Source organism: Streptomyces sp. SID1328 (assembly GCF_009865595.1).
GTDB lineage: Bacteria > Actinomycetota > Actinomycetes > Streptomycetales > Streptomycetaceae > Streptomyces > Streptomyces griseoluteus.
The window spans coordinates 1-5,031 of sequence record NZ_WWKH01000909.1 but is presented as its reverse complement, the minus strand read 5'-3'; the positions used below and the strand labels follow the sequence as shown (position 1 = coordinate 5,031).

Genomic DNA, 5,031 nt, shown 5'->3' with positions numbered 1-5,031 from the left:
GCGGGCCCCTCGGCGGCGACGTACCAGCCGCCGTCGGCGGTGTGGCTCAGGGTGAGGGTGCGCCGGGCGGTGACGGGCGCGGTGTCCTGCCCGGCGACCCGGTAGCTCAGCTCGGCGTCGGCGCTGGTGCCGTCCGGGCGCAGCGAGGTGATCCGGTAGGCCCAGGAGGCCAGCGGGAGGGCCCGGAGCCGGGTGTACGGGACGCGCGTGCCGGTGGTGGCGTACGCGGCCTCGTCGTGGCCGAGCAGGGCGGTGGCCCGGCGGTCGAGCACCCGCTGCACCTCGGCGCGGGCGGCGGTGCCGGGGGCGCGGTGGCCGCATCCGGAGAACGCCGGCAGGAGCAGCAGGCAGAGTCCCGCCGCCGCTGCTCGCCACGCTCCGTCCCGGCCGGCCACCGTCCGATCGTACGGGGTGCGGGCAGGGCTCAGGGCCGGGTCACCGCGGAGATCGGCAGCATCCCGACCCGGTCGTAGCGCACCGCCGCGCCGGGGTGGGGCGCGTGGATCACCTGGCCGTCGCCGACGTACATCGCCACATGGCTGGCGTCGGAGCGGTAGATCACCAGGTCGCCGGGGCGGGCCTGGGAGAGCGGGACCCGGTGTCCGGCGTTGCGCTGGGCCTGCGAGGTGCGCGGGAGCTGGACGCCCGCCCTGGCGTACGACCACTGCATCAGGCCGGAACAGTCGAACCCGGAGGGCCCGTTGGCGCCCCACACATACGGCCGGCCGAGGGCGGAGCGGGCTGCGGCGAGCGCGGCGGCGGCACGGGGGTCGAGGTCGCCGAGGCCGGTGAGGCCGGGGCGGCCGGAGCGGGAGGACCGGTTGTAGTCGGCGCGGTCGGCGGCGGAAAGGGAGTCGAACAGCTGCCGGGCGCGGGTGAGCCGCTCCCGCACCTTCCGCTTGTGCGCGGCGACCGCCTTGCGGCTGCGCTCCAGGTCGCCGAGCTTGCCCTCCGCCTCCGCCCGCTCCTGGGCGAGGTCGCGCAACGCGCCGTTCAGTTCCCGCAGTTGTCCGGCCTGACGGGTGCCGATGCGGTCGACGACGGACGCCTTGTCGAGGTAGTCGTCGGGGTCGGCGGAGAACAGCAGGGCGACGGCCGGATCGATGCCGCCCGAGCGGTACTCGGCACCGGCCAGCGAACCGAGCCGCTCCCGCAGGGAGTTGACCCGCTGCTGGGTGCGGGCGATGTGGTCCTGGGCGTCGCGGACCTCGTGGCGCAGCTTGTCCGCGCGTTCGTCGGCCCGGTCGTAGTCCTCGGTGGCGCGCTCGGCCTGGGCGTAGAGCCGGTCCAGTTCGGCGCGGGCGCTGTCGGGGGGCGCCGCGTGGGCGGCGGGTACGGCGCCCAGGGCGGCGGCCGCGGCGGACAGCACGCACAGGGCGGCTGCGCCCCGGTCGCATCCGGATGTTGCGGGACGGCGATGGGACGCCACGACGGTCCTTCCCCTGGACGACAAAACCGTCTCCCCGGCACACGGACGGGCGGGGGCCCTCGGCGCCGGGGAAACCGCGCCAGACAGTAGCCGCAGCGGTACCCACCGGCCAACGACCGCCGGGCGCACACACGGTGGCGCCCCGGCGCCGACGCAGGTCAGCGGCGGGGCGCCAGGGGTCGCGCGGTGCCGTGATTCGCCCGTTCGGGCGGGTGTGGCGAGGGTGTCAGACGCGGACGCCGAACATGAACGGGCCGCCGATGGTGCTCATGGACTCGTAGCGGACGACCGTGCCGGTGCGCGGGGCGTGCAGGATCTGGCCGTTGCCCGCGTAGAGACCGACGTGGTGGATGTCGTTGAAGAAGAAGACGAGGTCGCCGACCTGGAGGTCGCTCGTGGAGTAGATCCGGGTGCCGATGTTGGCCTGCGCCTCGGAGGTGCGCGGGATGGAGACACCGGCCTGGGCGTAGGCCCAGGAGGTCAGACCCGAGCAGTCGTACGAGGAGGGGCCGGTGGCGCCGTAGACGTACGGGGTGCCGATCTTGCTCTGGGCGGCGGAGAACGCGGCTCCGGCGCGGCCCGAGGCGGGGACGGCGTGGCCGAGCTGGACCCGCTCGCTGGACGAGCGGTCGGCGCGCTGCTGCTCGGCGGCGAGCGCCTGCTTCTCCTTGGCGGTCAGGGTGTTGAGCAGGCGCTGCGCCTCGCCCAGCTTGCCCTGGACCTCCTTCTTCTTCTTGCCCAGCTCGGTGCGGGTGGAGGCGAGGTCCTTGAGCTTCTCGGTGGCCTCGGCGCGCTCCTGGGCGAGTTCGCGCTGCTTGTCCTGGATCTTCTTCAGCGCCTCGACCTGCTGACCGCTCAACTGGTCGAGCGTGGAGGCCTTGTCGAGGTAGTCGTCCGGGTCCGCGGAGAGGAAGAGCTGGACCGAGGGGTCGATGCCGCCGCTGCGGTACTGGGCGGTGGCGAGCGAACCGAGGCCGTCGCGCAGCTTGTTGAGGTCCTGCTGGCCGCGGGCGACGTTGTCCTGGATCGTGGAGATCTCCTTCTGGAGCTTCTCCTGCTTCTCCTTGACGCCGTTGTACTTCTCGGTGGCCTGCTCGGCCTGCTCGTAGAGCTTGTCGACCTGCGCCTTGACCTCGGTCTTGCCCGGCTTCTCGCTCGGGGCTGCGTTGGCCGCGTTCGCACTCAGCGCGACGGCGGCGGCCGCCGCGGTGGTGAGCACGGTGACACGCGTGCGGCTCGGCTGCTTGGGTCGACGATGGGACGCCACTGAGGACGAACTCCTTCTTGTGAGTGATCACCCGCTCGGAGGTTCGAACCGACCCTAGTGACCCAGTTGTGATCAGTTCAAATCCTCACAGCAAAAAATCCAGTCCCTCGCTGCATATTTTGCACTCAACGCACCACGCGTGACACCGGGTTGACTTTCCGTCGTCCACAGAAGCCTCAATTGGGGCAGGTCACGTGTCCGTTGGGCGTTCAGGACAGTCGCTTGAGAAGTACCGCAGAGGCCACCGGGCGCGCGCCGGCGCGTGCGACACCGTCCGCCACCTCGCGGTCGGTGGAGGCCACGACGACCGGCCGGCCCGGCGGTTCGGCGCGCACGAGCTGGCGGATCAGCTCGTCCGCCGTCACACCCGGCTTGGAGAACAGCACCCGCACGCCGCGCGGTGGCGCGAGCAGTACCGGTGCGGCCAGTTCGGCGCCGTCGAAGACACAGGTGACCTCGGCGCCGGTCTGCGCGGCGAGCGCGGAGAGCTGGCCGAGCAGTCTGAGCCGCTGCTTCTCCAGCGGCATCTGCGGATAGCCGGTCTTGGTGACGTTGTAGCCGTCGACCACCAGATGGGCCTGCGGCAGCGCGAGCAACTGGTCGAGGATGGCCGGGTCGTGCTCGGACAGGGCGCGGGCGGCGATGTCCTTGGGCGTCATCCGGCCCGGCTCGACGGCGTCCACGGTCTGTGCCGGGCGCACCGACACCGGAGGCAGGGCGAGTTCGCGGCGCAGCCCCTGGGCCGCCTCCAGGACGGTGTCGAGCAGCAGCCGCACCCGCATGTCCTCCACGCTGCGGCCCTCGCGGACCGCGCGGCGGGTCGCCTCCAGCGCGGCCTCCGACTCGCCCAGGCGGGTCTTGAGCCGGCGGGACTCGCTCTCGGCGGCGGAGAGGGCCGCCTGGCCCTCGGCCCGCGCGGACTCGGTCTCGGCGCGCTCCTTGCGCAGCGCGGCCTCCCCGCGCTTGACGTCGCTCAGGGCCGAGCGCAGCTTGCGGTGCAGCGCGTCGGCCTCCTTCCTGGCCGCGTCCAGCTCGGCGCGCAGCCGGGCCGTCTCGGCGCGGGTGTGCTCGCGGGCCCGCTCCAGCTCCTCACGGAGCTTCTCCAGCTCGGCGCGGCTCTCCTCGTCCACGCGCTCGGCGTCCGCGCGCTGGGCCTCCTCGCCGGCCGCGGCGACCAGCTTGGCCCAGCCGGGCGGGCGCAGCACATAGGCGGCGGCCGCGACGTCGAGGGGGTCGGCGGCCGGGGGCGGTGAGCCCGCCTCCAGCGCGCCGCACAGCTCGGGCTGGGTCTCCTTGTAGCGCTCGGCGATCCGCTGCCGGAAGAGGCGTTCGGTCTCCAGCGCGGCGGCCATCGCGTTCCCGGCGAACTTGGCCCGCCGGGTCGGTGTGAACCGGGCGTACTGGCGCAGGGGGGCGGGCAGTTCGGCCATGGTCAGGGCGCCGAAGGCGTCCGAGACGATTCCCACGACCCGGCGGCGCACGCCGTCGGGCAGCGGACGGTCAAGCACCTCGGCGGTGCCGTCCTCCGGCCCCCCGCCCGCGGTCTCCACCATCCGTCACACCCCAATGCCCGACATGCCCGATACCTGTCCGATCCCGCACGGACCGCCCCGCCCTCAGGAGGCGGCGCCCGGCCTGTCCACGAGTTCCACCTGGTCCACGGCGTTGCACCAGCGGCAGCGGACCGACTCGATGGTCTCACTGACCACCTCGCGCTCCTCGACGGTCGGCTCCCCGGCCAGGTCGAGGTGGACGTACTCGACGGTCTTGGAGGAACGGGTCACGTCGAACCGGGTGAGGTTGCCGCACAGGGTGCAGCGCCAGCGTGTCGTGGCGGTCGGCGGAGGAACCGTCATGGCTCAGCTCGCTTCCTTCTCGTCGCGTCTGGCGGACTGAACGCGCCGGAGCCCCGGCGCGTGTGGCCGTAACCCTACGGCCTGCCGGGTGTTCGCCGCCCGCCTGTCCGAAGCGGCGAGGCGGTCTGTACCAGTGCGTCCGGTTACGTCATGCTCTGTATTCATGATCAGAGAGTGGAGCACGACCGCCGCCCGGACCGTCAGGGCGGTCCGGGGCACCCCGGCGCCGCTGACGTACGGCCTCATCGCCCTGTGCTGCCTGATCTTCCTGCTGGGCCCGGCCTCCGGCTTCACCCACACGTACGGCACCGGGGACGCCCTGCTCGCGGCGCAGCGGTCGTACTTCCGGCACTGGGGGGTGATCCCGGCCGGACTCTTCGCGGAGCCGGTGCGCGAGGCGCTCACCCCGGTGACCGCGCTGTTCGTGCACGGGAGCTGGGTACATCTGCTCGGCAACATGCTGTTCCTCTTCGTCTTCG

Annotated in this window: 5 protein-coding genes and 1 pseudogene; 1 reads left to right on the top strand and 5 read right to left on the bottom strand. The window is 72.9% G+C overall.

The annotated features are described in order from the left end of the window. The 5 genes and pseudogenes from GT030_RS28960 to GT030_RS28940 all read right to left on the bottom strand — a co-directional run. Positions 1-395: pseudogene (locus GT030_RS28960) on the bottom strand (hypothetical protein); the annotation flags it as partial. Between the two features lie 29 nt (positions 396-424). Further along, a complete protein-coding gene (locus GT030_RS28955; RefSeq protein WP_346009765.1) occupies positions 425-1,429 on the bottom strand; it encodes an NlpC/P60 family protein in 1,005 nt (334 codons plus the stop codon). Between the two features lie 226 nt (positions 1,430-1,655). Then, a complete protein-coding gene (locus GT030_RS28950) occupies positions 1,656-2,696 on the bottom strand; it encodes a C40 family peptidase (RefSeq protein WP_161203615.1) in 1,041 nt (346 codons plus the stop codon). Between the two features lie 209 nt (positions 2,697-2,905). Next, positions 2,906-4,249, bottom strand: a complete 1,344-nt coding sequence (locus tag GT030_RS28945) for an NYN domain-containing protein (protein WP_161203614.1) — start codon at positions 4,247-4,249, stop codon at positions 2,906-2,908. A 63-nt stretch (positions 4,250-4,312) separates the two neighbouring features. Then, positions 4,313-4,552, bottom strand: a complete 240-nt coding sequence (locus GT030_RS28940; RefSeq protein ID WP_161203613.1) for a hypothetical protein — start codon at positions 4,550-4,552, stop codon at positions 4,313-4,315. Positions 4,553-4,715: 163 nt separating this feature from the next. On the opposite strand from GT030_RS28940, the gene GT030_RS28935 reads away from it, so the two are divergent. Next, the coding region (locus GT030_RS28935) for a rhomboid family intramembrane serine protease (RefSeq protein WP_161203612.1) at positions 4,716-5,031 on the top strand (316 nt) is incomplete at its 3' end.

What these genes read in the sequence shown, in the direction of transcription:
- GT030_RS28940 (WP_161203613.1), bottom strand. Translation starts at nt 4,552, where the DNA reads ATGACGGTTCCTCCGCCGACCGCCACGACACGCTGGCGCTGCACCCTG.
- GT030_RS28945 (WP_161203614.1), bottom strand. Translation starts at nt 4,249, where the DNA reads ATGGTGGAGACCGCGGGCGGGGGGCCGGAGGACGGCACCGCCGAGGTG.